Below are 2,590 nucleotides of genomic sequence, written 5' to 3'. Positions count from 1 at the left end.
GGCTGACAGACCGCACAGCGTCACGACGGCGGCCCACCGGATACGTCCGGTGGGCCGCCGTCGCGTGCGCCGGAGCCGGGAGCGGCGGCTCCTGTGCACCGAAGGGTGCGGCGTTCTACCAGGTCATGTGTGTGCTTTGTGGCGTATGGGGCAGTCGAGCAACACGGAGGCCACGAGGCCCCGCGTAGCACAGTTGCAGCGACCCGTCACGGAGTGTCACGCCTCCCGTGGCGGTTGTCGGTGAGTGCGCGGAGAGTTGGCTACGAGTTCGGTTCGCTCTCGTGGTTGTTCCTGAGCGGAGGATATTCATGACCGTCGACCTGCCGTTGCTGGCGCCGGGACCCACGGCGCGGATGGTGACTCTGCCGGGCGTGTACGTCCCTCAGCACGACACGCGGTTCCTGATGGCGGCCCTGGACCGGGAGCGGATCCGGCCGGGCGCCGATGTCCTGGACCTGGGCACCGGCAGCGGGGCCCTGGCGGTACGGGCGGCGCAGCTGGGCGGCCGCGTCACGGCTGTCGACATCGCCCGCCGGGCGGTGCTGACCGCCCGGCTGAACGCCTTCCTGAGCCGTCAGCGGGTGACGGTGCGGCGCGGCGACCTGACCACGGCCGTCTCCCACCGCTCCTACGACCTGGTGCTCAGCAATCCGCCCTACGTGCCGGCCCCGGACGCCGCGGTGCCCCGGCACGGACCGGCGCGCGCCTGGGACGCGGGCCACGACGGCCGGGCCCTGGTCGACCGGATCTGCGACGTGGCCCCCCGGGTGGTCCGCCCGCAGGGCGCGTTGCTGCTGGTGCACTCGGGTCTGTGCGATGCCGGGGAGACGCTGCGGCGACTGGAGCGCGCGGGCATGCGCGCGACCGTCCACGAGCGCGCGCTCGTGCCCTTCGGGCCGGTCCTGCGGTCCCGGTTGCCGTGGTTGCGCGAACGCGGTCTGCTGGGCGTCGGCGAGGACCGCGAGGAGTTGGTGATCATCCGTGCCGAACACGCCTGAGCGAGCACGCCGCATCACGGTCGACCCCGAGGGCCCGTTGCTGGTGGAGGGCCCGGTGGAGGTCGTCGCGGAGGACGGGAGCGTCGCGACGTCGGACCGTTTCGTCGCCGCGATCTGCACCTGTCGGCGCAGCCGGACCTATCCGTGGTGCGACACCAGCCACCGGCGCCGTACGAAGCCGGACGAGAAGAAGGGTGCGGCGGGGGCGTCCACCGCCTCCGCCGACGAGGTCAACCGATGACGATGACGACGACAACCACGGTCTACCGCGAGCCGCGCAGTGTGCGCCCCGCCCTGCCGGCGGCACGGGGCGTGCTGTCCGGGGAGGTCATCTCCGCACTGGCCTCGGGCCGCTCCGAGCTGTCCTGCTTCGCGAGCGTGCCGGAGGCGGAGCCGTACGGCGACGATCTCCAGCTGGCCCTGTACGTGCTGTACGAACTCCACTACCAGGGCTTCGCGGACGTGGACGACGACCGGGAGTGGGACCCGGAACTCCTGCGGCTGCGCGGCGCTCTGGAGCGGCGTTTCCTCGACGCCCTGCGCTCCGACTCCGCTCCCGTGACCAGCGCGGACGAGGCGCTGGCGGGTCTGCTGGTCGAACCGGTGGTCGCGGACGACGAGGATGCCGGGGTCAGCCACCACCTGCAGCGCAACGGCTCGCTGGAGCAGGTGCGCGAGTACGCGGCGCTGCGGTCCCTGTACCACCTCAAGGAGGCCGACCCGCACGCGTGGGTGCTGCCGCGGCTGTACGGCCGGGCCAAGGCCGCGATGGCCGCGATCGAGTTCGACGAGTTCGGCGCCGGCCGTGCCTTGAACGTGCACGCGCGCCTGTACGCCGACCTCATGCAGGACCTCGGCCTGGACACCGGGTACGGCCACTACCTCGACGCGGCCCCCGCGGCGGTCCTCGCGACGGTCAACCAGATGTCGCTGTTCGGCCTGCACCGCGGCCTGCGCGGCGCGCTGGTGGGCCACTTCGCCGCCGTCGAGGTGACCTCCTCGCCGGGCTCGCGCCGGCTGGCGCAGGCGATGCGCCGCACAGGAGCGGGGCCGGCGGCGGAGCGCTTCTACGACGAGCACGTCGAGGCCGACGCCGTCCACGAGCAGGTGGTCCGGCGGGAGGTCATCGGCGGTCTGCTGGCCGACGAACCGCACCTCGAAGCCGACATCGCCTTCGGTATCGAGAGCACCAACTTCCTGGAGGACCGCCTCGGCGCCCTCCTCCTGGACGCCTGGCGCAACGACCGCACGGCCCTGCGCACCCCGCTCCACCCCGTCACGCCCACGCCGTGACCCCACCGAGAGGACTTCTTCATGGATGAACGCCGCACCGAGACACCTGGCGAAGGCGAGAGTGTGCCCCGCGAGCTGCCGACCCAGCAGGCGGCGGACCCCGCCGACGGCGAGCGGTCGCGCGACGACGCCCCGGAGGCGGCGCCGGAGGCCGACACCGGCCGCCAGGCCGACTCCCCGCAGGCGGTGGAACCGCCGGACTGACCCTCGGCACACGCAGCGGTGGGGGGGGGGGGGGGGCGCGCCGCCCCCCCCCCCCCCCCCCCCCCCCCGGGCGAGGGAGGGCAGGCATGATACAG

General features: G+C 73.5%; 4 protein-coding genes. All 4 read left to right on the top strand.

Annotated elements, in window-relative coordinates:
- The first annotated feature begins 308 nt into the window (after positions 1-308).
- From ABZ721_RS29365 to ABZ721_RS29350, 4 genes are read left to right on the top strand one after another with little or no spacing between them, the layout of a single operon-like run.
- Positions 309-998 carry a HemK2/MTQ2 family protein methyltransferase gene (locus ABZ721_RS29365; protein ID WP_358791763.1) on the top strand — a complete coding sequence of 230 codons (690 nt, stop codon included), beginning with the start codon at positions 309-311 and terminating at the stop codon, positions 996-998.
- Positions 982-1,239, top strand: a complete 258-nt coding sequence (locus ABZ721_RS29360; protein ID WP_358791762.1) for a CDGSH iron-sulfur domain-containing protein — start codon at positions 982-984, stop codon at positions 1,237-1,239. The genes ABZ721_RS29365 and ABZ721_RS29360 overlap by 17 nt, the downstream gene beginning before the upstream one ends.
- A gap of 2 nt (positions 1,240-1,241) precedes the next feature.
- The gene (locus ABZ721_RS29355; RefSeq protein WP_358791761.1) at positions 1,242-2,291 is read left to right on the top strand and encodes an iron-containing redox enzyme family protein; all 1,050 of its coding nucleotides are present in this window, start codon (positions 1,242-1,244) and stop codon (positions 2,289-2,291) included.
- A gap of 21 nt (positions 2,292-2,312) precedes the next feature.
- The gene (locus tag ABZ721_RS29350; protein WP_358791760.1) at positions 2,313-2,495 is read left to right on the top strand and encodes a hypothetical protein; all 183 of its coding nucleotides are present in this window, start codon (positions 2,313-2,315) and stop codon (positions 2,493-2,495) included.
- Positions 2,496-2,590 lie beyond the last annotated feature (95 nt).

Origin of the sequence: Streptomyces sp. NPDC006733 (assembly GCF_040636125.1) — a bacterium.
In the GTDB taxonomy this organism is placed as follows: Bacteria; Actinomycetota; Actinomycetes; order Streptomycetales; family Streptomycetaceae; genus Actinacidiphila.
Note: the sequence above shows the minus strand (reverse complement) of the source record. Positions and strands in the feature narration are given on the sequence as shown.